The organism is Aeromonas sp. Marseille-Q5825, from assembly GCF_946892685.1.
Taxonomy (GTDB): Bacteria; Pseudomonadota; Gammaproteobacteria; order Enterobacterales; family Aeromonadaceae; genus Aeromonas; species Aeromonas rivipollensis.
Map to the genome: position 1 here is coordinate 18,365 of NZ_CAMPOU010000002.1, position 26,013 is coordinate 44,377.

Below are 26,013 nucleotides of genomic sequence, written 5' to 3' on the forward strand. Positions count from 1 at the left end.
GAGAAAGCGTCGAGGCAGAGCAACGAGGCGCGGCGGCAGGTAAGCCGGGGCCGACGCCCCGGGCTTTGTACTTAAGGCTTAAGGCCTGACGAAGTGATAGACCCAGCCTTCGTCCAGGGGAAAATCGGAGGGCGCAGAGACAAGTGCCGGCAGGGCGGCGACGGCCTCCCCGGCGGCGTATTGCAGCGCCATCAGGGCGCAGAGGGCGGCGTCGTAACGATCCGTCCCGGCCACCACATCAGGTGGCAAGGAGGCGGCTATCTCCGCCCTGGCCGGTGAGGCCTTGCCTGCTACCTTGGCAAGAGCCGGATAGACCTCCAGCACGGCGCGATCGGCGTGGGGCTGCTGCCTGGGCACAAGCTGCAGATCCCCGAGGCGCGGCAACATGGAGAGCGCCAGGGTGGCGTTGTTGCCGAGCCTGTCGAAGGTGGCCGACAGCGGCTTCTTGCCGTATTGCTGATGCAGCCAGCGCTCGCAGTCCCGATAGGCATAGGGGTTGTCTATCTCCCGCTGGGGCACGGCGCACTCGACTCCCCTCCCCGCCAGCAGATCGCCGAGGGCTCGGGGAAAGGCCAGGGGGGCATCGATGCCGAGCGCCAGTCGCGGGCAGGCCAGCACCTGCATCAGCGCCATCTCGTCTTGCAGCGCCGGGCGCAGCAAGGCGTCCAGATCCGGCGCCACCCGGGAGCTCAACCTGAACAGGGGGGAGACCCCGAGCCAGTGCAACTGCTGCGTGCGGGCCTGCCAGCCCACCACGGCCACCGCCTGGGCATTGCCCTGCCAGCCCCTTACATCCCAACCGATGCCGATGGCATCCAAGTGTTCCGTTGTCATGCCCCTGTCACCTCTGCGCACTATTGATGGAGCACAGGGTAATGGCTGCGCCCCCTAAAGCAAGGCCGGGCGCCCTTCCTAGAAGGATTTCTTGAAGTTGATCAGCGGCAAGATGGGGAAGATGCCGTTCTCGGCGTAGTTGGCGAGGCCTATCTGCAGGCCATCGAGGTGCTTGGTGGCATTGATGAAGCCAAGCTGGAAGGTGGTGCGCTCGGCATAGTTGACGAAGCCGAGGTTGGCCAGGGCGTTGCCCTGGGCGATGTTGACCGCCCCCCAGTTAAGCCCCTGCACGTTGTTGGTCAGGTTGACGAAACCCAGGTTGACCCCGGTGTCCTGCCCCTCATGCCAGTTGACGGCGTTGATGGCGACCCCGCCGAACTGATGGCGCACCCGGGCGGCGCCGAAGAAGATGCCCAGCTGCAAGCCGGTGAACTGATCCACGTCGGAGAGGGCGAACACCGGCAGATCTATGCCCTTCACCTGACCGGTGCGGCCATACAGGAAGGAGGCGCGCGCCCCTTCCACCTGGTGGGAAGAGGGCAGGTTGATGCCGGGCAGGGAGATCTGGACCGGGGTGCTGGCCTGGGCGGTGCCGGCGAGGGCCAGCACGGAGCAACCGAGCAGCAGGGCGAGAGGTTTCATCGGGATTCCTTGGCAGTCTGAATGACGTGCCAGCCTATCAGCGCGGCGCCGGTGCGGCGAGGGCGCGCCGGACCCAGTGCGTCACCTCTCGTCTGACCCGCTCCCCCGACGGGCGCCGCTGACAAAAAAATTCAAACAGAAATTAACATTTATGTCATTTACACCAAACCGCATTTGGTTGCAGAATGCTCAAACGTGTGTTTGAACAGAGCAAGCAACACGTAAACAGGGATGACATGCAGTACCCGTAAGAAGGGCCAACTGGCCCACAACAACACTGTTCTGCCGAACTGGAGACCGATGATGAATATGGACGTGATCAAGAGCTTTACCGAGCAGATGCAAGGCTTCGCCGCCCCCCTCACCCGCTACAACCAGCTGCTGGCCAGCAACATCGAACAGCTGACCCGGTTGCAGCTGGCCTCCGCCAACGCCTACGCCGAACTGGGCCTCAACCAGTTGCAGGCCGTGAGCAAGGTGCAGGACACCCAGAGCCTGGCGGCCCTAGGCACTGTGCAGCTGGAGACCGCCAGCCAGCTCTCCCGCCAGATGCTGGATGACATCCAGAAGCTGAGCGCCCTCGGCCAGCAGTTCAAGGAAGAGCTGGATGTCCTGACCGCAGACGGCATCAAGAAGAGCACGGGCAAGGCCTGATAACCCCTGGCTGCCCGTTCGGGCAGCCACATCTCCCCACGACTCGACGGTACGGGCTAGTTCCCGCCTCGGGTGTGGGTGAAGGAGAGCACATGAGCCAACCATCTTATGGCCCGCTGTTCGAGGCCCTGGCCCACTACAATGACAAGCTGCTGGCCATGGCCAAGGCCCAGACAGAGCGCACCGCCCAGGCGCTGCTGCAGACCAATCTGGACGATCTGGGCCAGGTGCTGGAGCAAGGCAGCCAGCAACCCTGGCAACTGATCCAGGCCCAGATGAACTGGTGGCAGGATCAGCTCAAGCTGATGCAGCACACCCTGCTCAAAAGCGCAGGCCAGCCGAGCGAGCCGGTGATCACCCCGGAGCGCGGCGATCGCCGCTTCAAGGCCGAGGCCTGGAGCGAACAACCCATCTATGACTACCTCAAGCAGTCCTACCTGCTCACCGCCAGGCACCTGCTGGCCTCAGTGGATGCCCTGGAGGGCGTCCCCCAGAAGAGCCGGGAGCGGCTGCGTTTCTTCACCCGCCAGTACGTCAACGCCATGGCCCCCAGCAACTTCCTGGCGACCAACCCCGAGCTGCTCAAGCTGACCCTGGAGTCCGACGGCCAGAACCTGGTGCGCGGACTGGCCCTCTTGGCCGAGGATCTGGAGCGCAGCGCCGATCAGCTCAACATCCGCCTGACCGACGAGTCCGCCTTCGAGCTCGGCCGGGATCTGGCCCTGACCCCGGGCCGGGTGGTGCAGCGCACCGAGCTCTATGAGCTGATCCAGTACAGCCCGACTACCGAGTCGGTAGGCAAGACACCTGTGCTGATAGTGCCCCCCTTCATCAACAAGTACTACATCATGGACATGCGGCCCCAGAACTCCCTGGTCGCCTGGCTGGTCGCCCAGGGCCAGACGGTGTTCATGATCTCCTGGCGCAACCCGGGCGTGGCCCAGGCGCAAATCGATCTCGACGACTACGTGGTGGATGGCGTCATCGCCGCCCTGGACGGCGTGGAGGCGGCCACCGGCGAGCGGGAGGTGCACGGCATCGGCTACTGCATCGGCGGCACTGCACTGTCACTCGCCATGGGCTGGCTGGCGGCGCGGCGCCAGAAGCAGCGGGTGCGCACTGCCACCCTGTTCACTACACTGCTGGACTTCTCCCAGCCAGGGGAGCTTGGCATCTTCATCCACGAGCCCATCATAGCGGCGCTCGAGGCGCAAAATGAGGCCAAGGGCATCATGGACGGGCGCCAGCTGGCTGTCTCCTTCAGCCTGCTGCGGGAGAACAGCCTCTACTGGAACTACTACATCGACAGCTACCTCAAGGGCCAGAGCCCGGTGGCCTTCGATCTGCTGCACTGGAACAGCGACAGCACCAATGTGGCGGGCAAGACCCACAACAGCCTGCTGCGCCGTCTCTACCTGGAGAACCAGCTGGTGAAGGGGGAGCTCAAGATCCGCAACACCCGCATCGATCTCGGCAAGGTGAAGACCCCTGTGCTGCTGGTGTCGGCGGTGGACGATCACATCGCCCTCTGGCAGGGCACCTGGCAGGGCATGAAGCTGTTTGGCGGGGAGCAGCGCTTCATCCTGGCTGAATCGGGCCACATCGCCGGCATCATCAACCCGCCGGCCGCCAACAAGTACGGCTTCTGGCACAACGGGGCCGAGGCCGAGAGCCCGGAGAGCTGGCTGGCAGGGGCGACGCACCAGGGCGGCTCCTGGTGGCCCGAGATGATGGGCTTTATCCAGAGCCGTGACGAAGGGTCGGATCCCGTCCCCGCGCGGGTGCCCGAGGAGGGGCTGGCCCCCGCCCCCGGCCACTATGTCAAGGTGCGGCTCAACCCCGTGTTTGCCAGCGCCACAGAGGAGGACGCCGCATGAGTGCACTGCCTCTTGAAGTGGGCCACAAGGCCCGTCTCAGCAAGCGGTTCGGGGCGGCGGAGGTGGCCGCCTTCGCCGCGCTCTCGGAGGACTTCAACCCCCTGCACCTGGACCCGGCCTTCGCCGCCACCACGGCGTTTGAGCGGCCCATAGTCCACGGCATGTTGCTCGCCAGCCTCTTCTCCGGGCTGCTGGGCCAGCAGTTGCCGGGCAAGGGGAGCATCTATCTGGGTCAAAGCCTCAGCTTCAAGCTGCCGGTCTTTGTCGGGGATGAGGTGACGGCCGAGGTGGAGGTGACCGCCCTTCGCGAGGACAAACCCATCGCCACCCTGACCACCCGCATCTTCACCCAGGACGGCGCCCTCGCCGTAACCGGGGAAGCCGTGGTCAAGCTGCCTTAAGCACCGGCGGCACGCAGGCACAATCAGCCCGGCCCCTGCCGGGCTGATTGTTCTCCCCCGCTCCGCTTGCCCCCTTTTTCAGGGCAATTCGGCCCAGGCCCTTTCCCTGCCCCGCCTAACTGCCTAAAATGGCCGCCCTGCCGTGTAGGCATTCATCCAGCTAGAGGATTTCCCATGGAGACGTTTCTGCTCGAAGGTCACCCCTTCGTTGCCTTGTGTGACCTGATCAAGCATCAGGGTTGGGCCGATTGTGGCGGTGCCGCCAAGGCGCTGGTCGCCGAGGGCCTGGTGGAAGTGGACGGTCAGGTCGAGACCCGCAAACGCTGCAAGATAGTCGCCGAGCAAGTGGTCAACTTCAACGGCATGAAGGTGGTGGTGAAGGAAGGCGTCAGCCCCGAGATCCTCTAAGCCCGAGGTCTGCCCCCGCAAGCGCTACCCAGCACAGTCGCCGAGCAGGTGGTCAACTTCAACGGCATGAAGGTGGTGGTGAAAGAAGGCGTCAGCCCCGAGATCCTCTGATCCTCTCCCCTGGCAGCCTTTTCGCCGGGCCACCGCGCGACGGCATCAAGGCCGTGGTGAAGGAAGGGGTCAGGGCCAAGATCCGCTGATCCCGGCCCGGCCAGCACGTTGTGGCGGGCTAGCTGGCCTTGATCGACAGGGTCAGCACGAAGCGCGCCATCGCCTCATCTCCGTTGAGCGACGGGCAGGTGGCCACCACCTGGATGGGACGGTTGATGCGCTGCCCGGTCGCCAGGGACTCGTCTATCATGGCGTCGATGGCCTCCCCGGCCGCGCAGTCAAACTGCACGTCCCCCTCGGGGCGCTTCAGAAACTCCCCCTGCACATCCTTGAAGGCGAAGTGCACCTTCTTGCGCCGCGCCCGCCCCTTCTCCATCACCAGCAAGCCCCCCACCAGATCGGCGCCGGTGGCCAGCGCCCCGAAGTACATGCTGCCCAGGTGGTTGCGGGTACGCCAGCCGAGGGGAATGCGGATGCGCAGCGCCTTGGCATTCATCTCTTCGATGACGGGGGCACAGAATCCGATGACGGGAATATAGCGCCAGGCGAACAGGCGCAGTGCCAGATTGGCTTTGAAGCGTTGCAGGTCCATTGCAAACTGATCCGATGAGTGATTGTGACCGAAATGTTGCCAGCCCCCACCCCAATAGACAAGCCTCCATTGCCGTCGTTGTGAGGACGATCGACTCCCGAGTGCATTTGAAAATCAAATGATGGGCGCCGCTGCATTCGATAGATAAATGATGAGCCCAGGTATTCGCCGCCACAGCGACGCCATTTCCTCCTGATGGCGGAGTTTTTTTCAAGAAAGAACTCATATGGCACTTTCATGGCGACCCTAGCCGGCTGAAAGCTAACGATAAACGGAGTTGCCCCGGCGCTAGTCCACTCATCCGCCAGCGCCACTGGGATTAGTCACAGTAACGAAATGCCTCCCCCCTCGCTAGGCTCTGCTGGCTCGTGAATGGCCAGCTGGCACCGAGTCATCCTGTGACACCAATCTCAGCATAAGGATAGAGAGATGAGTAACGTTCAACAGCTGTTCAACGGGGGCGAGAGCGCCGGTACCTTCCTGCTCAACTTCAACAACAACCGTGCCTTTGAGCTGTTTGGCCGGGAGTACCTCAAGTGCTACGCCAACCTGGCGGTCAAGGGCAAGATGAGCAAGCCCCTGCCCACAGGGCCGCTCAGCTACGCCGTCGACTTCGCCATGGATTGCGGCTGCAGCTCTGTGCTGTTCGACTTCAACCTCGCCTACAAGAAGACCTTTGGCAACCAGGCCCAGGCGCCCCTGTGGCGCGAGTCGGACTACGAGGCCGAGATAGTGATCTGCCAGCTGGTGCGTGAGGCCCCCGCCAGCCGCCTGAGCAACCGGGATCAGTTCGCCGAGGCCGAGGCCTTCTTCAATGACGTCAACCTGCCCACCACAGCCAAGAATGTGGGGAGCGATCCCTATGCCGACAAGGACGGCCTGGTGGAGTTCATCGTGGCCAACGAGCTGCTGGACGATCCCGCCGTCATGGCCAAGCTGGCGGAGCAGAAGGCCTACCTCATCGCCATCACCTCTGTGGTCACCGCCTACATCAACCGCTACGCCGAGGCCTATGGCGAGCAGTACAAGACGGACGCGGATCTCTGGGCCCGGGCCCTCTCCAAGATCCCCCTGATGGGGCCGAGCAAGATCGATCAGCAGAGCTACAGCCGCCACATCAAGGGGCTCAGCATCGCCACCGACTTCATCAACTTCATCATGGACGTGGTGGTGAGCCAGGGCACCACGGCGCTGGCGAGCTTCAACAAGTTCCTGCAAAAACAGGGGGATGCCATCCGCTTCGGGGTGGAGAACAACAAGGACTTCTACAAGACCATCACGGTGGGCATCACGGTCGAGGTGTTCAAGGTGGGCAGCGAGCTGGTCTATGTGCCCAAGATCAAGCAGTACCGCGTCAACTTCGACCGCCAGAACAGCAAGTTCACCTCCGCCTGTGCCAGCGCCGAATTCGTCGACATCCACTTCAACTACCTCTATGCCGCCAACGTGTTCGACTACGAGGCCTTGAAGGATCCCGAGATCAAGCGCGACTTCGACAGCTTCATCCAGAAGCAGCGCAAGGCCCAGATCGAGGAAGCCGACACCTTCTTCAACGACGACTTCCCGCCTCTGCAACCCAAGCAGATCGCACGGAGCAAGGCGACGGTCTGATCTTCCCCCATCTTGGAAACAACACAGCCGGCATCTGCCGGCTGTTTTTTATGAAGGGCTTCAGGCCCGTTTCTCTTCGAGCCAGGCGCCCTGGCTCTGCATCTCGAACAGCTGGGCGTAGTGGCCCCCTAGCGCCATCAGTTCCCCATGGGTGCCGCGCTCGCTCACCTGGCCGCGGGAGAGCAGCAGTATCTCGTCCGCATCCACTATGGTGGAGAGCCGGTGGGCGATGGCGATGGTGGTGCGGCCACGGCGCGCCGCCGAGAGCGCCTGGGAGAGCGCGAGCTCGGTCTGGGAGTCCACGCTCGCGGTCGCCTCGTCCAGGATGAGGATGCGCGGATCCCCCACCAGGGCGCGGGCAAATGAGAGCAGCTGGCGCTGGCCGGCGGAGAGGTTCTTGCCCCCCTCCTCCATCAGGGTCTCCAGGCCCTTGGGCAGATGGCGCACGAACGCGGCCAGCTGCACCTCCTCCAGGGCCTGCCAGAGCCGCGCCTCATCGATGCCGTCACGGCCAAGACGCAGGTTTTCTGCCAAGGTCCCGACGAAGATGAAGGGATCCTGCTGCACCAGGCCTATGCTGCGGCGCACCGCCGAGAGCGACAGCGCGCTCATGGGGTGATCATCGAAACGGATGCAGCCCTGATCCAGCGGGTAGAAGCCCATCAGCAGGCTGATGATGGTGGACTTGCCGCTGCCGGTGTGACCCACCAGCGCCAGCATCTGGCCGGGACGGGTGGCGAAGCTCACCTCCTGCAGCACCGGCTGCTGGCCATCGTAGGAGAAGCTCACCCGCTCGAAACGCACCCGTCCCGCCAGGGGCAGCGTCTCGCCTTGCGTGCTCTCGCGGGATTCATCCAGCAGGGCGAACACCCGCTCCCCCGCCACCATGGCCTGCTGCAGCTGGTTGAGCTGGTTGGTCATCTCGATGAGGGGCTCGATCATCCGCCCCAGATAGCTGATGAAGGCGTAGAGCACCCCCACCTGGATGGCGCCACCCGCGCTCAACCCCTCCTTGGCAAACAGGGCCAGCAGGCCGATGAGCACCATCATGTAGAAGAGATCGATGAGGGGGCGCAGCAGTATGCCGTTGATCTTGAGGCTCTTGATCCTGGCCTGCCAGTGCTGCTGGTTCACCTCGGCAAAGGCATTGGCGAAGTGGCGCTCCTGCACCATGGCCTGGATCACCGGCATCCCCTGCAGGGACTCGTTAAGCCGGCTGTTGATGTCGGAGAGCAGGCTGCGGGTCGCCCGCACCACGGGCACGCTCAGGCGCTGGTAGAGCCACATCACGGCCCCCACCGCCGGCAGCAGGGTGGCGCACACCAGCATCAGGCGCAGATCCAGCAGCGCCATGGAGATGAGGATGCCGCACAGCAGCACCACTTTTTGCACCAGCAGCCCTATCACCTGGACGTAGAGGTTCATGATCGCCTCTGTGTCGTTGGTGATGCGGGAGATAAGGGAGCCCGAGCGGTGTTTGTCGAAATAGCGGGCAGGCAGCCGGATGGCGGTGGCAAACACCTGCTCACGCAGGGTCTGCACCACCGCCTGGGCGATGCGGTTGAAGCGCAGGGATTGCAGGTAGAAACCCGCGGCCGAGAGCACCTGCAACCCCAGATAACCGGCGGCCAGGGCGGCGATGTGGAGCCACACCAGCTGGCGCGGCGCCAGGTAGTCGTCGATGAAGAGCTTGATGAGCAGGGGCCCGGCCACTTCGGCGCCTGTGGCCAGCAGCAGGCAGATCCCTGCCTGCACCAGCCAGCGGGGATAGCGGGCGCAGTAGGCGAGCAGGCGTTTGATGGTTGGATTCACAGACTTGCCTCCAGCACAGCGTTCCCAAGGAATTGACCCTCTTTGCTCCCTTCTCCCCTCGCGGGAGAAGGGGTGAGGGGAACCACGCGTCTCATCATCAAACTCACAGGCTCTCCTCCACGTTTTGTTCCAACCGCTGATAGCGCACCATGTCTGCATACCAGCCGTTGTGGGCCATCAGGGCGCCGTGAGCACCGCGCTCGCTGATGGCTCCCTGATCCAGCACCAGGATCTCGTCCGCCTGCTCCACCGCCGTCATGCGGTGGCTGACCAGAATGAGGGTCCGTCTGTGGGCCTTGAGCGCCAGCAGTATCTGCTGCTCTGTGTGGGCATCCACCGCCGACAGGGCGTCATCCAGCACCAGGATAGGCGCCGCCAGCAACAGGGCGCGGGCGATGGCGAGGCGCTGCTTCTGGCCCCCGGAGAGGGTCACCCCCTTCTCCCCCACCTCGGTCTCATACCCCCTGGGGAAGCGAACGATGTCGTCGTGGACGCAGGCGATGCGGGCTACCCGCTCTATCTCCTCCCGGCTCGCCTCCGGCTTGCCGAGGGCGATGTTGGCGGCGATGGTGGTGGAGAAGAGAAACGGCTCCTGGGACACGTAGGCAAACTGGCTGCGCAGGGTGCCCAGGGGCAGCTGGTCGATGGGCACTCCCCCCATGGCAATGGCACCGGCCGTGGGATTGGCCAGCCGCATCAAGAGCTTGAGCAGCGAGCTCTTGCCCGCCCCGGTGCGCCCCACCACCCCCAGCATGGCGCCGTGTTGCAGGGTAAAATCCACGCCATGCAGCAGGCTGCGCTGCTCCAGCCGATAGCCCAGGCCCCTGGCCTCAAGCGGCAGGGCCGAGACAAAGGCCGCGGGCCGGGCCGGCTCTTCGATGTCGCTACGCTCCCCCAGCATGCTCTCGATGCGGGAATAGGCGGCGCTGCCCCGCTCTATGATGTTGAACAGCCAGGCGATGGCGAACATGGGCCAGATGAGCTGCCCCAGGTACATGGTGAAGCTGGTGAGCTCCCCCAGGGTCAGCTTGTCTTGCAGCACCAGGGCGCTGCCGCCGGCCACCGCCAGAAAGTAGGAGCAGCCGATGCACAGATAAATCACGGGATCGAACTTGGCATCGATGCGGGCCACCGCCATGTTGCACTCCCCCGCCTGACGGGTCAGCTCGGCGAAGCCCTTGTCTTCCAGGGACTCCACCGCATAGGACTTGAGCACCCGCACCCCGGAGAGGGCCTCCTGGGTCTTGTTGTTGAGGCGGGAGAAGGCCCCCTGCGCCGCCTTGAACTCCTTGTAGATCTGGGTGCCGAAGCGGTTCATGAAGAAGGCCATCACCGGCAGCGGCAGCAGGGAGAGCAGGGTCAGCTGCCAGGAGTACTGGCTGCACATGATGGAGAGCACCAGGATACCGACGATGAAGGAGTCCACCAGGGTCAGCACTCCTTCGCCTGCGGTCATCTCCACCGCCTGGATGTCGTTGGTAGCGTGGGCCATCAGATCACCGGTGCGGTGGCGCTGGTAAAAGTCCGGGCTCATGCGGGTGAAGTGGCTGAACAGGCGGTTGCGCAGCACATAGGCGAGCCGGTAGGAGGCGCCAAACAGCATGACCCGCCACACGTAGCGCAGCAGGTAGATGAGCAGGCCGAGGCCCAGCAGCCCCGCCAGATAGCCCATCAGGGTGCCCTCATCGAGCTCCCCCCTGGCGATGCCATCCACCACCCAGCCCACCACCTTGGGGGGGATCACGGTCAACAGAGCCACCATCATCAGCAGGGAGATGGCCATCAGATAACGCCGCCACTGATCCTTGAAAAACCAGCCAAGCCGCAAAAATACGCTCACAGTAAAGTCCTTGCTCGCGGCACAGCGGGGGCCGCGTGGTCATAAGAAAAGCTCAATACAATCGCCCCCGAGGTGGGGGCGATGGGAGTGGGTCATCATAGCCTGAAGCGGACGACTTGAGAACGATTGCTATCTCACCGGTTCACAGCCGCTTGTCCGGGGGCGAGAACGGAAAGGCGACCGACTCCTGCTGCTCGCCGGTCAGCAGGAAATGGGAGACCTCTTCCCGGGTCTGGGTGAAGACTTGCTGCAACTGGGTCAGCTCCCCCTCGCTCAGCTCCTCTTGCAACCGCAGCCGCCACTCCAGCTCGCCAGCAAGCAGTTGCAGGCGGGAGGCGGAGATGTTGGCCGACACCCCCTTCAGGGTGTGCAGCAGGCGGCAGGCCACCTCGGGTTGCTGGCGGCGCAGGGCGGAGCGAATGTCCCACAGATCGTCCTTGTGCTCGGAGAGGAACAGCTTGAACAGGATCTGCAGCGCCTCCCTGTCCTGCTCCAGCCGGCGCAGCGCATCCTCCAGATCCAGCACCCCCATCAGATCCGGCGGCTTGACCTCGAGCGGCGCCCGCCGCTCGCCACTGGCGTTCTTCACCCACTGCAGCAGGTTGTTGTAAAGATCCAGCTTGCTGACCGGCTTGGTGACATAGCCGTTCATGCCGACCCCGAGGCAGCGCTCCCTGTCCCCCGGCATGGCGCTGGCGGTGAGCGCTATGATGGGGACGTCGTGCTTGTCCACCATCTTGCGGATCTGGCGGGTCGCATCCAGGCCATCGAGCACCGGCATCTGCAAGTCCATCAGGATCACATCAAAGGGCTGCTCCGCCACCTGCTCCACCGCCTCGCGGCCGTTGTCCACCACAGTGACCACGGCCTCGACCCGGCGCAGGTACTCCATGATGAGCTGCTGGTTGACGCGGTTGTCCTCGGCCAGCAGCACCCGGGTCCCGTGCAGCAGCTCCCTGAAATGCTGCTGATCCCCCTGCGCCTCGGCCTGACGGATCTTGCTGTCGTGGGAGCTGCCGTTTAGCAGCTCATCGACCTTGGCCAGCAGGCCGTTCTCTGTCATGGGCTTGGCCAGGAAGTGGGTCAGCCCCATGCTCTCCATGCGCCCGTGCAGCCCCTCCCTGGACCAGGCGCTGGTCATCAGTATGGGCAGGCGCCGCCACTGGCTGTGCTGATACATCTCGAGGGCGAGATCCAGGCCGTCCTCCTGCCCCATCCGCCAGTCGAGGATGGCGAGCCGGATGTGGTGCCCCTCCTCCCGCAATACCTGGCGGGCACGGGAGAGGCTGTTGACCGCGATCACGGAGGCGCCGGCCCGGCCCAGTATGTCCTTGGCGAGCTCCAGCACCAGTTCGTTGTCATCCATCATCAGGATGAGGGGCTGGTGATCGAAGAAGACCCGGCGCCCGGAGACCCCATAGACGGCCTGGGACAGGGGGATCTCGAAGAGGAAGGTGGAGCCCACCCCGGGCTTGCTCTGCACCCTGATCTCCCCCCCCATCAGACCCACCAGCCGCTGGGAGATGTTGAGCCCGAGCCCCGAGCCGCCATATTTGCGGGTGTTGCCCGCCTCCAGCTGGGTAAAGGGCTGGAACAGCTGTGCCTGCTTCTCCGGCGCTATGCCGATGCCGGTGTCCCGCACGCTGAAGCACACCCGCATCGGGTATTGATTGACTAGAGTGATGGCCACCTCCACCTCACCCCGCTCGGTGAACTTGATGGCGTTGTTGACCAGGTTGACCAGCACCTGGCCGAGCCGCAGCGGATCGCCGCGCAGAAAATCGGGCACCGCAGGCGACTTGTTGATGATGACCTCGATCTGCTTGCGCTCCGCCAGATCCGCAAACATGGCGGCCAGGGAGTCGAGCTGTTCGCTGAGATCGAAGTCGATCTCCTCCAGGGTCAGCTTGCCGGACTCCACCTTGGTGAGATCCAGGATGTCGTTGATGAGCAACAGCAAAGTATCAGACGAGGACTTTATCTTGTTGAGATAGTCCCGCTGCTGCTGATCGAGGTTGGTCTGCAACGCCAGGGCGCTGAAGCCGATGATGGCATTCATGGGGGTGCGGATCTCGTGGCTCATGTTGGCCAGGAAGTCGCTCTTGGCCTGGGCCAGCAAGGCGGCGTGGCGGGACAGCTCGCTCAGCTTCTGGTTGCGGCGCCACAGGGTCGCGGCCACCAGCGAGAAGCAGAGCAGCGCGCCCCCCAGCACCATCAGGTAGAAGCGGCTCTTGAGGGAGGAGGCCAGATCCAGCTTGCTCTGCTTCCAGGCCGGCAACGAGGCCAGCCCCTTCATCTCGACAATCTGGTTGCGCAGGCGATGGTATTCCATCACCTGCTGATTGAGCTCCTGGCTGAGCTGGGTCAGGGCCGTGACTTTGGGCTGCCCGGGGTAGGTTTCCATCAGGTGCAGTTGCAGTTGCCGCAGTTGACGCTGTTCGCTGGTGTCCCAGCTGCGCCTGAGGTAGTGGCTCAACCGGGAGAGCTCGGTGAGATCGCGGGCTTGTTCGGCCCCGGCCGGCAGGGTTGCCAGCAGCGCCTTGAGCTGGCTCTGGAAACGGGGCGCCAGGTATTCGATGGTCATCTCCATGGTATAGAGCTTGGCGAGATCCAGCAGATAACCGTCGATATCCCGTTGCAGCGCCAGGGACTTGGGATCATCCACCGACCCCGGGTCTTCGCGCACCTGGCTCACGAAGCGATCCAGGCTGTTCGACAGCAGGCTGAGGCGCTGCTGCACGCTGCCATCGCTGGCCTTCTCGCGCCCCAGCAGATAGACGGTGTCGGTATTGACCCGGTTGAGCACCAGCTCTGCGGCCACGCTCAGATCGGAGGCGCGTTGTTGCTGGCTCAGCAACTGCCAGCAATAGGCAGAGAACGCCAGCAGCGATACGATGATAAGGCCAAAGACAACACGATGGTCCCGTGCAACACTCTTCATCCCGTCTCGATTCTCATGTCATGGTCGGCCATCCGGTGCCCCAGGGTCAGGGCCGAACAGCCGAGTGTGAAAAACAACTGAGCGCTATGTTACCGTTAGTCTGCTCTGTGAATGCAATAAAGATGTTGCCGGGCCATGAATAAAGGAGCCAATTATGTCACTTGTCACTACCTATTGTAGCCACTGCTTTACCCGCAATCGCCTGCCCGGCGACAAGGTGGACGCCACTGCAAAGTGCGGTCGCTGCCACCAACCCCTGTTTTCCCACTCCCCGGTGTCGGGTCGCCTGGCGCACTTCGATGCCCTGATCCAGTCCGACATACCGGTGGTGGTCGACTTCTGGGCCAGCTGGTGCGGCCCCTGCCTGCAGTTCGCCCCCGTCTTTCAAGAGATAGCCCAGGAGCTCGAACCCCGCATCCGCTTCGTGAAGCTAGACACCGAACAGGAGGCCGCCATCGCCAGCCGCTATGCCATTCGCAGCATCCCGACCCTGATGATCTTCAAAGGGGGAGAGATCCTGGCTCAGCGCAGCGGCTCCCTGCCAAAGAGCCTGTTCAAGGAGTGGCTGCTTTCCGTCACGGCAGCGCCTAAATGAAAACAGAATGTTTAATTTCTGTTTAATAGCAGATCCATTTTCACTTGACTCTGTGAGTCGCCACATGATTTGACCACATCCCCCTGTTTCAAACAGGGGGATAAATGTAACCTCGGCAACACAACAACAACCATAAATTAACCGAGAGAACAACATGCATACCTCTGCAGTCCCTTCCGCCCCTACACGCTGGCTGGACATCAAGGCCGGGATCGTCATCCTGGACGTTCTGCTGCTCTGCGCCATGCTCGCCTGGCTTCCGTTTGATCCCATGATCAACAAAGGCCTCGGCATCCTGATCTTCATCGCCATCCTCTGGCTGACCGAGGCGGTGAACATCACCATCACGGCCTTGTCCATCCCGGTGCTCGCCACCCTGCTCGGGGTGTTTGACATGAGCAAGTCGCTGACCGACTTCGCCAACCCTGTCCTCTTCCTCTTCTTCGGCGGCTTTGCCCTGGCGGCGGCCCTCTCCAAGCAGGGACTGGATACCCAGATCGCCGCCAAGGTGATGCAGCTGGCCAAGGGTCACCTCGGCTGGGCGGCCATAGTGCTGTTCACCATCACGGCCGCGCTCTCCATGTGGATCAGCAACACCGCTACGGCCGCCATGATGATGCCGCTCGCCCTCGGCATGCTCAAGGGGCTCGACATTCACAAGGAGCGTCGCACCCTGGTCTTCGTCCTGCTTGGCGTCGCCTACAGCGCCAGCATCGGCGGGATCGGCACCCTGGTGGGCAGCCCCCCCAATGCCATCGCCGCCGCCCAGATGGGACTGGGCTTCACCGACTGGCTGAAGTTCGGCATCCCGGTGGTGCTCATCTTCATGCCGGTGGGCATAGGCCTGCTCTACTGGGTGACGCGCCCCAACCTGTCGCACCAGGTCAGCACAGAGCAGGTCACCATAGAGTGGACCGGCCAGCGCAAGACCACCTTGCTCATCTTCCTGACCACAGTGCTGCTGTGGATTGGCTCCCAGCCCCTGGCCGCGGCGCTCGGCGGCATTCCCCAGTTCGATACCCTGATCGCCATGGGCGCCATCCTGGCCATCGCCGTCAGCCGGGTCGCCAGCTGGGATGACATCAACCAGAACACCGACTGGGGCGTGCTGCTGCTGTTCGGGGGTGGCCTGACCTTGAGCGCCATCCTCAAGCAAACCGGTGCCAACGCCTTCCTGGCGGAGCACCTCTCCAGTGCGCTCTCCACCATGCCCATCTTCATCATATTGCTCTGCCTTGCCGCCTTCGTGGTGTTCCTGACCGAGCTGGTCTCCAACACCGCCACCGCCGCCCTGCTGGTGCCGCTGTTCGCCGGTGTGGCCGAGGCGCTGGGGGTCTCCCCCATAGTGGTGTCTGTGCTTATCGCCGTCGGCGCCTCCTGCGCCTTCATGCTGCCGGTGGCCACCCCGCCGAACGCCATCGTCTTCGCCAGCGGTCACATCCAGCAGCGGGAGATGATGCGAGCCGGTCTGGTGCTGAACCTGGTGTTCACCGTCATCCTGACCCTGCTGGCCTATTTCTTCGGCGATATACTGCACTGATCCCGGTGCCAGGCTGACGGCCCAACCCCTGAGCCATTGCACCCAGGCCCGTTGACACACCAGAGCCCCGCACCGTCGGGGCTCTGTTTATTCTTCCCCCCTAGAGCTTCCCCCCAGCCTCTCCCCCTCTCCTTGCCACTGGCCCTGCCCCTGTGACGCGCCCCGGGCCATTAACACGGCCTTAAGAAAGTACCTCCATGATGCGGGCAACGGCGCTCCGGCAACAGGCGTATGGAAAGCCGGTATGCATCACAACGAGAGGAAAAAAATCATGGAGAAAGCGATGGAAAGCGGCAAGGCCATCAGGGTGTGGGATCCCCTGATCAGGGTGTTTCACTGGGCAACCGTCCTGCTGTGCGTGCTCAACCTGTTCATCCTGGATGAGGGCAGACGCAATCACCGCTATGTCGGATACGCCCTGGCCGGATTGCTGGTGCTGCGCATCCTGTGGGGATTTGCCGGCTCAGACTACGCCAGGTTTGCCCAGTGGTTTCCGACCCCGGCCCGCCTGGGCCGCTACCTGCAGGCCAGCTGGCAGGGCAAGCACCCCTATCATGCCGGCCACAATCCGCTGGGTGCCTTGATGATACTGCTGCTGTTGACCTGTCTGGTGGGGACAGCCGTCACCGGGATCATGACGGGGTACGAACAGCTGTTTAATGAGGATCTCATGGAGGAGCTGCACGAGTTCTTTGCCAAGGCGCTGCAGATCGCCATCTTCATCCATGTGCTGGCGGTCATCGTCCTCGATCGCCTGACCCAGGGCGATCTCATCAGGGCCATGATCACCGGCAGGAAGCGCGTGCCGGCCGGCACCGAGATCGTCGACAAGCGCTGAAGCCTCCTCGGCCAGAGGAGATAAAAAAACCCCGCGATGCGGGGTTTTTTCATATTGGGTGTGGTCAGCCGACGTTGCAGCTCTTCAATTTCCAGATCCGATCCACGTAGTCCTGGATGGAGCGGTCGGAGTTGAACTTGCCCATGGTGGCCGAGTTGATGATGGCCTTCTTCGCCCACAGCGCCGGATCCCGATACCAGGTATCGATCAGCTTGTGTGCTTCGGAGTAGGAGGCAAAATCGGCCAGGGTCAGGTAAGGGTCTCCCCCTTCCAGCAAGGAGCGCTTGATGGAGGCGAGTTCCCCCGGGCGACCCGGCGTGAAGTAGTCGGTGTCGAACCAGTCCAGCACCGCCTTGAGCTCGGAGTTGGCATAGTAGAAGTCGTACGGGTTGTAACCGCGCGCCTTCAGGGACTTCACCTCGTCCACGTTAAGACCGAAGATGGCGCAGTTCTCGGCCCCCGCCTCTTCCGCGATCTCGATGTTGGCGCCGTCCAGGGTACCTATGGTGATGGCGCCGTTCAGTGCCATCTTCATGTTGCCTGTCCCTGAGGCCTCGTAGCCTGCGGTGGAGATCTGCTCGGAGACATCCGCCGCCGGGATCAGCTTCTCGGCCAGGCTCACGCGGTAGTTCGGCATGAACACCACTTTCAGCTTGCCCTGGATGCGGGCATCGTTGTTGACCCGCTCCGCCAGCTTGTTGATGGCGTAGATGATGTCCTTGGCCAGCTTGTAACCGGGCGCCGCCTTGGAGCCGAAGATGAACACGCGCGGATGCATGTCATAGTCCGGGTTCGCCAGCAGACGACGGTAGAGCGCCATGATGTGGATGAGGTTCAACTGCTGACGCTTGTACTCGTGCAGACGCTTGATCTGGACGTCGAAGATCGCCTCGGCCGAGACATCGATACCGGTTTCCGCCTTGATGACCTTGACCAGCTTCTCCTTGTTGTGACGCTTGATGGTCATGAACTGCTGCTGGAACGCCTTGTCGTCGGCAAACTTGGTCACGCTGCGCAGCTTGTCCAGCTGCAGCGGCCACTCCTTGCCCACCACCTCGTTGTAGAGGGCGGAGAGCTCGGGGTTGCAGGCCAGCAGCCAGCGACGGGGGGTCACGCCGTTGGTGACGTTGCACATTTTCTCTGGCCACAGCTCGGCATACTCGGGGAAAAGATCCTCTTTCACCAGCTTGGAGTGGATCTCGGCCACGCCGTTCACCTTGGAGGAGCCGATGACGCACAGGTTGCCCATGCGCACCTTGCGTACGTCCCCTTCTTCGATGATGGAGAGCTTGGCCTTGATGGCATCGTTGCCCGGCCACTTGGGCTCCACCAGCTCGTTCAGGAAGCGGGCGTTGATCTCGTAGATGATCTCGAGATGACGGGGCAGCACCTTCTCGAACAGGCTGACGGACCACTTCTCCAGCGCTTCCGGCAGCAGGGTGTGGTTGGTGTAGGAGAAGACCTGGTAGCAGATGGCCCAGGCGGCATCCCAATGCAGGTCTTCCTCGTCCACCAGCACTCGCATCAGCTCGGGGATGGCCACTGTCGGGTGGGTATCGTTGAGCTGGATGGCAATTTGCGCGGCAAAGTTGCGGAAGTCCGCACCATGGACCCGCTTGTAGCGGCGCATGATGTCCTTGATGGAGCAGGCACAGAAGAAGTACTGCTGGATCAGGCGCAGCTCTTTGCCTGCATCTGTCTCGTCGTTCGGGTAAAGCACCTTGGAGATGGTCTCGGCCTGGGCTTTTTCAGCCTGGGAGTCGATGTAACCACCGGCGTTGAACACGTCCCAGTCAAAGAACTCGGAGGCGCGGGATTCCCACAGCCGCAGGATGTTGACGGTGTGACCGCCAAAACCCACCACAGGAATGTCCCAAGGCACCCCTTTGATCTTGCGACCGGCGTGCCACACCTTCTTCAGGCCGCCCTTGTCACCGAACACTGTCTCCACGTAACCGTAGAGCGGGATTTCCTGCACCGACTCGGGGCGGCAGATCTCCCAGGGGTTGCCATATTCACGCCAGGAGTCCGGGCGCTCGATTTGGCGGCCATCCTGGATCTCCTGACGAAACAGGCCGTGCTCGTAATGGATACCGTAACCCACCGCCGGGTAGTTCAGGGTGGCCAGGGAGTCGATGAAGCAGGCGGCCAGACGACCCAGGCCGCCGTTGCCAAGGGCCATGTCCGGCTCTTGTTCGCACAGATCGGTCAGTTCCAGACCGAGTTCACCCAGGGCCTCTTCGCAAATCTTGTACAGGGAGAGGTTGTGCAGGTTGTTGGAGGTCAAACGCCCCATAAGGAATTCAGCAGAGAGATAGTGAATCGCACGAGTATCTTTCTTGAAGTGAGTCTGCTGAGTACGGGTCAGGCGCTCGTACACCTGTTCGTTGACGGCGGCAGCGGTCGCTTTCCACCATGCTTCGGGAGAGGCTTTCTGTTCGCTTGTACCCAAGGTAGAACGCAGGTGACGCACGATACTCGCCTTGAGCTGATCTTTATCCAGTTGGAGATCCTGGTCTGTCTTCTTCTTGGTAGCCATAAACCATTTTCCTTCGTTACAAATAAAAAATGTTATCCCCTTGAGGGACCGGCGCTGTTGTTATCTCAGAATATGTTCCGGCGTGGGCATACTAGCTAAAGCCGGGGGTTTAAAAGTTAACGTGAGTCACACTTTAACGTATAAAAATGACAGTTTCACCATGAAAACCCTTTCCTATATCCCGCCTGAACAAAATAAAAATAACCTTAAAAATCAAAACATTGAATGAAATCCAAAAAGATGGATTCATGAATAGGTTTTCAATGATTGCCAGCGGCTGAAAATACGTGAAAATAAGCCGCAATTCGGCCGGCGATGAAATCGCTTTCAATGCTTGATGCATCAGCGCGGCAATAAAAGGAAGCTGCCCCAATTGGGGCAGCTTCCTGAGCTGAATTAACCATGAGCCTTGAACTGGTTACTCATGGGGTCGTAGTGATAACCAATCTGCTGCAGACGGGTGGCCAGCTGATCCTCCGTCATGTCGTAGTAAGCCAGCAACTCTTCCAGACCATCGCACTCCAGCCGCAGCTTCTCGTTGATGATCCCGAGCAGAATATTGGCGTCCAGCCGTTGCAAGGTGCTCACATCCATCTTGGTCCCTCCTCTTGCCATACATACTGTATAACCATGAGCGCCGACCCGCGCTTTGTCTACAGGTTAAAAAACACCCGCCCCACCATCAATATAAATAGTATTTAAATTCAAATAGTTAATAAAAAACCCTGTTAGTCGGCTCACATTTTTAATCACAAACGCCTTGTCACTGGCATGAGATAGAACTACTGTATACACATACAGCATGGTTATTCATACAGGACACACATATGAGCCAGCCCCTGAGTCATCGCCCACTCTCCTCCTCTGCCGGTGTTATCACCACCTGGCCCACCCGCCATCAGGGCAAGGCGGAGCATGAGCATCGACTGGCCATGGATCTCCATGAAGCCCCGCTGCTGGATGCGCTGGGAAGATTGAGCCAGAGCGACAGCGGCTGGATTTTGCTCATAGCCCCGCCAGGGCTGCCCGTGGCCAAGCAACTGCAGGCACAGGGGATCAACCCAGCCCGGGTACTGGTGGTCCACGGCCCCAAGATCAAGAACTGGCAACGTCTGCTGGAGCAGAGCCTGGCCAACGGCCATTGTGCCGCCGTCTTGACCTGGCTGCCGGAACGGGTTGCCCTGGATCGCAGCAGCCTCAGCACCCTGGGGCAGCGTACCGGGGTCCTGACCCGCTTCTTCGAGCCCACCCCCTCCCAGGGTGGCCCCCTTTGTTACGGTGGGCAGGACGTCTACCTGAACCACTAATACACGCCGACCCGCGCCAGCTGGCAGGGCTCCCCGCCCCCGCGCGTCAGTCAGGCGGTAACCAAGACGAGAAAGGCGACCCTGAGGTCGCCTTCTGTCATATGACTGTCATATGGCCTGTGTGATGGGCTGCTATCTGCCCGGCGCCCCGCCAGGGGCTTGCACAGGATCAGGCGAGCCTGGTATCCAGCTCGGCGATTTTGGCAGACCAGTAAGCCGGGCCGGTTTCATGGATATTGTTGCCTTGGGAGTCGACCGCCACTGTCACCGGCATGTCTTCCACCTCGAACTCATAGATGGCTTCCATCCCCAGATCGGCGAAGGCAACCACACGGGCCTTCTTGATGGCCTTGGCCACCAGGTAGGCGGCGCCCCCCACGGCCATCAGATAGACGGCCTGGTGCTGCTTGATGCTCTCGACAGTTTTCGGACCCCGCTCGGATTTGCCTATCATGCCGATGAGGCCGGTTTCACCCAACATCATGTCGGTGAACTTGTCCATCCGGGTGGAGGTGGTGGGGCCAGCCGGGCCGACCACTTCGTCACGCACCGCATCGACCGGGCCGACGTAATAGATGAAGCGGTTGGTGAAGTCGACCCCTTCCGGCATGCCTTCGCCATTTTTCAGCATGTCGGCAATGCGCTTGTGGGCCGCGTCACGGCCGGTGAGGATCTTGCCGGAGAGCAGCACTGTATCGCCGCTCTTCCAGCTGGCGAGTTCGGCCTTGGTGATGCCATCGACGTTGACCCGGCGCACGTTGCCGCCCGCTTCTCGGGTGATCTGTGGCCAGTCTTCCAGCTTCGGCGGGGTCAATTCGGCGGGGCCAGAGCCATCGAGCTCGAAGTGAACATGACGGGTGGCGGCGCAGTTGGGGATCATCACCACCGGCTTGGAGGCGGCATGGGTCGGGGCGGACTTGACCTTCACGTCCAACACTGTGGTAAGGCCGCCCAGACCCTGGGCACCAATCCCCAGCCGGTTGACCTTGTCATAGAGCTCGACCCGCAGCTTCTCTTCTGTGGTCTCAGGACCCCGGGCGATCAGCTCCTGAATGTCGATGTGCTCCATCAGGGCTTCCTTGGCAAGCACGGCCGCCTTCTCGGCGGTGCCGCCGATGCCGATCCCCAGCATGCCAGGCGGGCACCAGCCGGCGCCCATGGTCGGCACGGTTTTGAGCACCCATTCGACCACGTCGTCGGAGGGGTTGAGCATCACCATCTTGGACTTGTTCTCGGAGCCGCCGCCCTTGGCCGCGATGCTCACTTCCACCTTGTCCCCCGGGATCATGTCGATGTGCACCACAGCAGGGGCATTGTCCTTGGTGTTCTTGCGACTGCCGGCCGGATCCGCCAGCACGCTGGCACGCAGCGGGTTGTCCGGGTTGGTGTAGGCACGGCGGGTGCCCTCATCCACCATCTCCTGGACCGTCATGTCGCTGTCCCATTGCACCTGCATGCCGATCTTGACGAAGCAGGTGACGATGCCGGTGTCCTGGCACAGGGGGCGATGCCCTTCGGCAGACATGCGGGAGTTGATCAGGATCTGGGCCAGGGCATCCTTGGCGGCCGGGTTGATCTCGCGGTCATAGGCAGCCTTGGCGGCATGGACAAAATCGAGGGGGTGGTAGAAAGAGATGTACTGCAGGGCGTCAGCAATGGAATCGATAAAGTCCTGTTTTCTAATGATGCTCATATCATCCTCACTGGTCCTTGTCGTCGCTTGCGCGAGCAAGGGCTTCCATATGAGCCGGGCCTTCGGCAGGCGGCGAATGCGCACAGAGCCGGCGACTACGGCGTGTTTTTATAACGGTGTTTTTCTTAAAAATGCCGGCGGCCATGATACGCTTGAGCACCCGAACCGGCTAGGGAGCTGGGTGCAAACTGTTGCCTGTGTAACAAAAAATGAAACCAAGACTGCATATCCACCATTTCGACCCGCAAGCATCGCTTCATGCCCTGTTTGCCCGCTTGCAACACCAGGCCTGGGCCATCTTGCTGGAATCGGCAGGCCCAACGGGCGCCGACAACCGCTTTGACATCATCAGCGCCGATCCGCTCGCCACCCTGGAGACCCGGGGCACCAGCACCTGTCTGCGCCACGCAGGCAGCCAGACCCTGCATGAAGAAGATCCCCTCACCCTGCTCGCCCGCACCCAGCAGGCCCTGCTGGGGGATCAGGTGCAGGATGAACATGACCTGCCCTTCATAGGGGGCGCCCTGGGGCTCTTTGGCTACGATCTGGGGCGGCGATTCGAGCGTCTGCCCGCCCAGGCCAGTGCGGACATCCAGGTACCTGACATGGCGGTGGGGATCTACGACTGGGCACTGCTGCGGGAGGTCGCGACCGGCCGCTGGCAGCTGGTGCACTGGGGAGATGAGGCCGGACTCGCGAGACGCCTGCAGTGGCTGGCGGCGCAAACCCCGCAGGCCGGCGCCCCCTTCGCCTTGCAGGGAGAGTGGCAGAGCAACATGAGTCGGGCCGAGTACGGCGAGAAGTTCGCCCGCATCCAGGCCTATCTGGCGGCGGGGGACTGCTATCAAATCAACCTGACCCAGCGCTTCAGCGCCCCCTATGGCGGGGACGAGTGGTCCGCCTATCTCGCCCTCAGCGTCGCCAACAAGGCCCCCTTCTCGGCCTTTGTCCGGTTGCCCCAGAGCGCCATTTTGAGCCTCTCCCCCGAGCGCTTCCTGCTGCTCGATGGCCGCCACATCGAGACCAAACCCATCAAGGGCACCCGGCCCCGTCATCCGGATCCCGCCATCGACAGGCAAGTGGCCGAGTCGCTCGCCAGTGCCGACAAGGACAGATCGGAAAACCTGATGATCGTGGATCTGCTGCGCAACGACATAGGTCGGGTCAGCCGCCCGGGCTCCGTCAGCGTGCCTAGCCTGTTTGCGGTGGAGTCCTTCCCCGCCGTGCATCACCTTGTCTCCACCATTCACGGTGAGCTGGATGCGCGCTGGCAGGGGGTGGATCTGCTGCGGGCCTGTTTCCCTGGCGGCTCCATCACGGGGGCCCCCAAGATCCGGGCGATGGAGATCATCGAGGAGCTGGAGCCGGTGCGGCGCAACGCCTATTGCGGCAGCATCGGCTACCTGAGCCAGCACGGCCGGATGGACACCAGCATCTGCATTCGCACCCTGATAGCCGAAGCCGGCCGGCTCCATTGCTGGGCGGGAGGGGGCATCATCGCCGACTCAGACCCGGACGCCGAATATCAGGAGACCTACGACAAGGTGGCCCGCATCCTGCCGCTGCTGGATGCCCTGCGCCAATGAACCTGTGACTGCCCTCGCCCGCCCCAAGGAGACCAGGACCGAGATGGATATCGAGATGAACCGCGCCGAGCTGCTGACCCGTTTCCTGTTGCAGCGCCCCGCCCCCGCCCATCGCCTGATGCTGGCGGGGCTCAAACCGGCGGCTGTGCTGATCCCCCTGGTGGAACGCCCCCAGGGGTTGCACCTGTTGCTGACCCGCCGCAGCCCCACCCTGCGCCACCACCCGGGGCAGATAAGCTTCCCCGGCGGGCGCCAGGATCCGGAAGATGAGAACCTGATCCACACGGCCCTGCGAGAGACCCACGAGGAGTTGGGGATCCCCGCCTCCCAGATCCGGGTCATCGGCAGCCTCACCCCCCTCAACACTATCTCCCTGTATGATGTCCTGCCGGTGCTGGCCATGATAGACCCCGACTATCGGCTTGCCCTCAGCCCCGATGAGGTGGAGCAAGCCTTCGAGGTGCCCCTCAGCCATGTGCTGGATCCGGCCCATCACATAGCCCTGACCCTCCCAAGGGCGGGCAAGCGCCACACCATCTACTGGATCCCCTGGCAACACTCCTTCATCTGGGGGGCCACCGCCAGCATGATCCGCCAACTGGCCCAGCACCTGTCAGGACAACATATTGATAACCTGGTGAGGTGAAAGATTATCCATTTAACATTCAACTAACACCGCATATGATAAATAAATTTTGATTATTTATTCTTTTGATCACATTTCTATAAGAAAGTGCGGGTTTCAGCCTCATAAAGGTGAATCTGATCAACATTTTTGATTAAAAAAAAAGTATTCTTGCGCCGACTAATTAAAACCACACATTCGGGGTGAGACACATGTCCAATACTGTCACTGGCGCACAGGACGTTGCAGCCGCACAGGAGCAAGGGATCCGCTCGGTCCAATCACGCGGTTGGAGCAAACAAGACACCACCTGGGTTATCAGCCTGTTCGGCACCGCCGTCGGCGCCGGCATCCTGTTCCTGCCCATCAACGCCGGCATGGGTGGCTTCTGGCCACTGGTGGTCATGGCGCTGCTGGTCGGCCCCATGACTTACCTGGCCCACCGTGGCCTTGCGCGCTTCGTGCTCTCCTCCAAGAAGCCAAATGCGGATATCACCGAAGTGGTGGAAGAGCATTTCGGCGTGGGCGCCGGCAAATTAATCACCCTGCTCTACTTCTTCGCCATCTACCCCATAGTGCTGATCTACGGCGTGGGCATCACCAATACCGTCGAGAGCTTCCTGGTCAACCAGCTGCAGATGACGGCGCCACCGCGCTGGATCCTCTCCATAGTGCTGATCATGGCCATGATGTCGGTCATGCTGGCCGGTGAGAAGCTGATGCTGAAGGTCACCGAGTTCCTGGTGTACCCGCTCATCGCCATCCTGGCGGGCATCTCCCTCTACCTGATCCCGGACTGGACAGGTGCCGCCCTGGCCCAGGTGCCTTCCGCCAAGGATTTCGCCACCACCCTGTGGCTGACCATCCCTGTGCTGGTGTTCTCCTTCAACCACAGCCCGGCCATCTCCAGCTTCGCCCTGGCCCAGCGCCGTGATCACGGTGACAACGCCGTCGCCAAGTCAGACGCCATCTTGAAGCGCACCGCCATCGTACTGCTGGGCTTCGTGATGTTCTTCGTCTTCTCCTGCGTGATGAGCCTGACTCCGGCCCAGCTGGCAGAAGCCAAGTCCCAGAACATTGCCGTGCTCTCCTACCTGGCCAACCAGCATGCGAGCCCCTTCATCTCCTACTTCGGTCCGCTGGTTGCCTTCGTCGCCATCGTCTCCTCCTTCTTCGGTCACTACCTGGGTGCCCGTGAAGGTCTGAAGGGCATGGTGATGCAGCAGATGCGCTCCTCCGGCAAAGAGCCGAACCACAAGAAGATTGAGCTGTTCATCATCGCCTTCTTCATTCTGACCCTGTGGAGTGTGGCCGTGATCAACCCCTCCATCCTCGGCATGATCGAATCCCTGGGTGGCCCCATCATCGCCACAATCCTGTTCCTGATGCCGATGTACGCCATCAAGCGCGTCCCGGCCATGGCGAAATACCAGGGCCAGATCAGCAATGTGTTCGTAGCAACCATGGGCCTCATTGCCATCTCTGCCATCCTCTATCAGCTGGTCGGCTAACCCCGTCCCCGATAGCCAGGGTCACCGGATCGCCGGCTGACCCGACCAGAGACCCA

The 26,013-nt window shown here is 62.0% G+C and carries 21 protein-coding genes; 12 read left to right on the forward strand and 9 right to left on the reverse strand.

What is annotated here, in order from left to right; genetic code table 11:
- Positions 1 to 78 precede the first annotated feature (78 nt).
- Both OC537_RS06920 and OC537_RS06925 read right to left on the reverse strand, forming a co-directional pair.
- On the reverse strand, positions 79 to 834 hold the full coding sequence (locus tag OC537_RS06920) for a DUF429 domain-containing protein (protein WP_262110582.1): 756 nt from the start codon (positions 832 to 834) through the stop codon (positions 79 to 81).
- A 78-nt stretch (positions 835 to 912) separates the two neighbouring features.
- The gene (locus OC537_RS06925) at positions 913 to 1,476 is read right to left on the reverse strand and encodes a VC2662 family protein (RefSeq protein ID WP_262110583.1); all 564 of its coding nucleotides are present in this window, start codon (positions 1,474 to 1,476) and stop codon (positions 913 to 915) included.
- A 303-nt stretch (positions 1,477 to 1,779) separates the two neighbouring features.
- On the opposite strand from OC537_RS06925, the gene OC537_RS06930 reads away from it, so the two are divergent.
- From OC537_RS06930 to ybcJ, 4 genes are all read left to right on the forward strand, one after another.
- Positions 1,780 to 2,130, forward strand: a complete 351-nt coding sequence (locus OC537_RS06930; protein WP_025327108.1) for a phasin family protein — start codon at positions 1,780 to 1,782, stop codon at positions 2,128 to 2,130.
- A gap of 92 nt (positions 2,131 to 2,222) precedes the next feature.
- Entirely contained in the window at positions 2,223 to 4,007 is a 1,785-nt protein-coding gene (locus OC537_RS06935) for a class I poly(R)-hydroxyalkanoic acid synthase (protein ID WP_262110584.1), read from the forward strand.
- Complete coding sequence (locus tag OC537_RS06940; RefSeq protein ID WP_262110585.1) at positions 4,004 to 4,408, forward strand: MaoC family dehydratase; 405 nt, start codon at positions 4,004 to 4,006, stop codon at positions 4,406 to 4,408. Before OC537_RS06935 ends, OC537_RS06940 begins: the two co-directional genes overlap by 4 nt.
- A gap of 174 nt (positions 4,409 to 4,582) precedes the next feature.
- Positions 4,583 to 4,816, forward strand: a complete 234-nt coding sequence (gene ybcJ / locus OC537_RS06945) for a ribosome-associated protein YbcJ (protein ID WP_010674882.1) — start codon at positions 4,583 to 4,585, stop codon at positions 4,814 to 4,816.
- A 229-nt stretch (positions 4,817 to 5,045) separates the two neighbouring features.
- Here ybcJ and OC537_RS06955 read toward each other — a convergent pair whose 3' ends face one another.
- The gene (locus OC537_RS06955; protein WP_025327111.1) at positions 5,046 to 5,519 is read right to left on the reverse strand and encodes a DUF4442 domain-containing protein; all 474 of its coding nucleotides are present in this window, start codon (positions 5,517 to 5,519) and stop codon (positions 5,046 to 5,048) included.
- Positions 5,520 to 5,948: 429 nt separating this feature from the next.
- On the opposite strand from OC537_RS06955, the gene OC537_RS06960 reads away from it, so the two are divergent.
- Complete coding sequence (locus OC537_RS06960) at positions 5,949 to 7,130, forward strand: hypothetical protein (protein WP_262110586.1); 1,182 nt, start codon at positions 5,949 to 5,951, stop codon at positions 7,128 to 7,130.
- Between the two features lie 60 nt (positions 7,131 to 7,190).
- Here OC537_RS06960 and OC537_RS06965 read toward each other — a convergent pair whose 3' ends face one another.
- The 3 genes from OC537_RS06965 to OC537_RS06975 all read right to left on the reverse strand — a co-directional run bounded on the left by OC537_RS06965 (position 7,191) and on the right by OC537_RS06975 (position 13,723).
- Positions 7,191 to 8,942: an ABC transporter transmembrane domain-containing protein gene (locus tag OC537_RS06965; RefSeq protein ID WP_262110587.1), complete on the reverse strand. Its 1,752-nt coding sequence runs from the start codon at positions 8,940 to 8,942 to the stop codon at positions 7,191 to 7,193.
- A 103-nt stretch (positions 8,943 to 9,045) separates the two neighbouring features.
- A complete protein-coding gene (locus tag OC537_RS06970) occupies positions 9,046 to 10,782 on the reverse strand; it encodes an ABC transporter transmembrane domain-containing protein (protein ID WP_262110588.1) in 1,737 nt (578 codons plus the stop codon).
- A gap of 142 nt (positions 10,783 to 10,924) precedes the next feature.
- On the reverse strand, positions 10,925 to 13,723 hold the full coding sequence (locus tag OC537_RS06975; protein WP_262110589.1) for a response regulator: 2,799 nt from the start codon (positions 13,721 to 13,723) through the stop codon (positions 10,925 to 10,927).
- A gap of 154 nt (positions 13,724 to 13,877) precedes the next feature.
- On the opposite strand from OC537_RS06975, the gene trxC reads away from it, so the two are divergent.
- The 3 genes from trxC to OC537_RS06990 all read left to right on the forward strand — a co-directional run bounded on the left by trxC (position 13,878) and on the right by OC537_RS06990 (position 16,696).
- Complete coding sequence (gene trxC, locus OC537_RS06980) at positions 13,878 to 14,318, forward strand: thioredoxin TrxC (protein WP_163147603.1); 441 nt, start codon at positions 13,878 to 13,880, stop codon at positions 14,316 to 14,318.
- Positions 14,319 to 14,472: 154 nt separating this feature from the next.
- Positions 14,473 to 15,858, forward strand: coding sequence for an SLC13 family permease (locus tag OC537_RS06985; protein ID WP_111911840.1), 1,386 nt, complete (start codon positions 14,473 to 14,475; stop codon positions 15,856 to 15,858).
- Positions 15,859 to 16,141: 283 nt separating this feature from the next.
- Positions 16,142 to 16,696, forward strand: a complete 555-nt coding sequence (locus OC537_RS06990; RefSeq protein WP_139744313.1) for a cytochrome b/b6 domain-containing protein — start codon at positions 16,142 to 16,144, stop codon at positions 16,694 to 16,696.
- 64 nt (positions 16,697 to 16,760) lie between these two features.
- Here OC537_RS06990 and OC537_RS06995 read toward each other — a convergent pair whose 3' ends face one another.
- Complete coding sequence (locus OC537_RS06995; protein ID WP_163147602.1) at positions 16,761 to 19,235, reverse strand: glycogen/starch/alpha-glucan phosphorylase; 2,475 nt, start codon at positions 19,233 to 19,235, stop codon at positions 16,761 to 16,763.
- A 396-nt stretch (positions 19,236 to 19,631) separates the two neighbouring features.
- Complete coding sequence (locus OC537_RS07000) at positions 19,632 to 19,829, reverse strand: DUF4250 domain-containing protein (RefSeq protein ID WP_005323525.1); 198 nt, start codon at positions 19,827 to 19,829, stop codon at positions 19,632 to 19,634.
- A gap of 233 nt (positions 19,830 to 20,062) precedes the next feature.
- Between OC537_RS07000 and OC537_RS07005 the strand changes: the two genes are divergently transcribed.
- Positions 20,063 to 20,542 (forward strand): cell division inhibitor, encoded by a 480-nt coding sequence (locus tag OC537_RS07005; protein WP_262110590.1) that lies wholly within the window; start codon positions 20,063 to 20,065, stop codon positions 20,540 to 20,542.
- Between the two features lie 169 nt (positions 20,543 to 20,711).
- Here OC537_RS07005 and OC537_RS07010 read toward each other — a convergent pair whose 3' ends face one another.
- Positions 20,712 to 22,235 (reverse strand): fumarate hydratase, encoded by a 1,524-nt coding sequence (locus OC537_RS07010; protein WP_163137885.1) that lies wholly within the window; start codon positions 22,233 to 22,235, stop codon positions 20,712 to 20,714.
- 209 nt (positions 22,236 to 22,444) lie between these two features.
- Here OC537_RS07010 and pabB point away from each other — a divergent pair, with 209 nt between their 5' ends.
- From pabB to OC537_RS07025, 3 genes are all read left to right on the forward strand, one after another.
- Entirely contained in the window at positions 22,445 to 23,821 is a 1,377-nt protein-coding gene (gene pabB / locus OC537_RS07015; RefSeq protein WP_262110591.1) for an aminodeoxychorismate synthase component I, read from the forward strand.
- A 55-nt stretch (positions 23,822 to 23,876) separates the two neighbouring features.
- Positions 23,877 to 24,467 carry a CoA pyrophosphatase gene (locus OC537_RS07020; protein WP_262110764.1) on the forward strand — a complete coding sequence of 197 codons (591 nt, stop codon included), beginning with the start codon at positions 23,877 to 23,879 and terminating at the stop codon, positions 24,465 to 24,467.
- A 191-nt stretch (positions 24,468 to 24,658) separates the two neighbouring features.
- The gene (locus OC537_RS07025; protein WP_106886661.1) at positions 24,659 to 25,957 is read left to right on the forward strand and encodes an HAAAP family serine/threonine permease; all 1,299 of its coding nucleotides are present in this window, start codon (positions 24,659 to 24,661) and stop codon (positions 25,955 to 25,957) included.
- The last annotated feature ends 56 nt before the right edge of the window (positions 25,958 to 26,013 follow it).

Coding starts and splice junctions, on each gene's coding strand:
- OC537_RS06990 (WP_139744313.1), top strand. CDS start 16,142: ATGGAAAGCGGCAAGGCCATCAGGGTGTGGGATCCCCTGATCAGGGTG.
- OC537_RS06960 (WP_262110586.1), top strand. CDS start 5,949: ATGAGTAACGTTCAACAGCTGTTCAACGGGGGCGAGAGCGCCGGTACC.
- ybcJ (WP_010674882.1), top strand. CDS start 4,583: ATGGAGACGTTTCTGCTCGAAGGTCACCCCTTCGTTGCCTTGTGTGAC.
- OC537_RS07010 (WP_163137885.1), bottom strand. CDS start 22,235: ATGAGCATCATTAGAAAACAGGACTTTATCGATTCCATTGCTGACGCC.
- OC537_RS06995 (WP_163147602.1), bottom strand. CDS start 19,235: ATGGCTACCAAGAAGAAGACAGACCAGGATCTCCAACTGGATAAAGAT.
- pabB (WP_262110591.1), top strand. CDS start 22,445: ATGAAACCAAGACTGCATATCCACCATTTCGACCCGCAAGCATCGCTT.
- OC537_RS07025 (WP_106886661.1), top strand. CDS start 24,659: ATGTCCAATACTGTCACTGGCGCACAGGACGTTGCAGCCGCACAGGAG.
- OC537_RS06925 (WP_262110583.1), bottom strand. CDS start 1,476: ATGAAACCTCTCGCCCTGCTGCTCGGTTGCTCCGTGCTGGCCCTCGCC.
- OC537_RS07000 (WP_005323525.1), bottom strand. CDS start 19,829: ATGGATGTGAGCACCTTGCAACGGCTGGACGCCAATATTCTGCTCGGG.
- OC537_RS06935 (WP_262110584.1), top strand. CDS start 2,223: ATGAGCCAACCATCTTATGGCCCGCTGTTCGAGGCCCTGGCCCACTAC.
- OC537_RS06940 (WP_262110585.1), top strand. CDS start 4,004: ATGAGTGCACTGCCTCTTGAAGTGGGCCACAAGGCCCGTCTCAGCAAG.
- OC537_RS06975 (WP_262110589.1), bottom strand. CDS start 13,723: ATGAAGAGTGTTGCACGGGACCATCGTGTTGTCTTTGGCCTTATCATC.
- OC537_RS06985 (WP_111911840.1), top strand. CDS start 14,473: ATGCATACCTCTGCAGTCCCTTCCGCCCCTACACGCTGGCTGGACATC.
- OC537_RS06920 (WP_262110582.1), bottom strand. CDS start 834: ATGACAACGGAACACTTGGATGCCATCGGCATCGGTTGGGATGTAAGG.
- OC537_RS07020 (WP_262110764.1), top strand. CDS start 23,877: ATGAACCGCGCCGAGCTGCTGACCCGTTTCCTGTTGCAGCGCCCCGCC.
- OC537_RS06955 (WP_025327111.1), bottom strand. CDS start 5,519: ATGGACCTGCAACGCTTCAAAGCCAATCTGGCACTGCGCCTGTTCGCC.
- OC537_RS07005 (WP_262110590.1), top strand. CDS start 20,063: ATGAGCCAGCCCCTGAGTCATCGCCCACTCTCCTCCTCTGCCGGTGTT.
- trxC (WP_163147603.1), top strand. CDS start 13,878: ATGTCACTTGTCACTACCTATTGTAGCCACTGCTTTACCCGCAATCGC.
- OC537_RS06930 (WP_025327108.1), top strand. CDS start 1,780: ATGAATATGGACGTGATCAAGAGCTTTACCGAGCAGATGCAAGGCTTC.